This window comes from Psychrobacter sp. UBA2514, assembly GCF_002341255.1.
In the GTDB taxonomy this organism is placed as follows: domain Bacteria; phylum Pseudomonadota; class Gammaproteobacteria; order Pseudomonadales; family Moraxellaceae; genus Psychrobacter; species Psychrobacter pacificensis.
This window is the reverse complement of the sequence record NZ_DDNS01000053.1, coordinates 1-287: the sequence shown is the minus strand read 5'-3', so window position 1 is coordinate 287 and position 287 is coordinate 1. Positions and strand designations below refer to the sequence as shown.

The window sequence follows — 287 nt, the reverse complement described above, 5'->3', positions numbered from 1 at the left end:
GCCTGATTGTCGTACTGACTGCCATTTTGTGTATGGTGGTGCGCCGGCCTTACGTCATTATAGGACTACTGGTCTCGACCATCGGCAGCACAGCCTTTACCTTTGTGAATAAAATGGTGTTTCAACGCGCACGCCCTGTCGATATTTTGTTGCATGAGCATACCTACTCATTCCCAAGTGGTCATGCGACGGTCAGCATCGCGCTCTATGGGTTTTTGGGTTATATGGCGATTCGTTTTAGCAGTCGCTTTGTTCGTCAAGTCCGGCTGCTCTCACTGGCTGTTTTG

Annotated in this window: 1 protein-coding gene; it reads left to right on the top strand. The window is 49.8% G+C overall.

What is annotated here, in order from left to right; translation table 11 throughout:
- The coding region (locus tag B3V51_RS12745) for a phosphatase PAP2 family protein (protein ID WP_286708540.1) at nt 1–287 on the top strand (287 nt) is incomplete at both ends.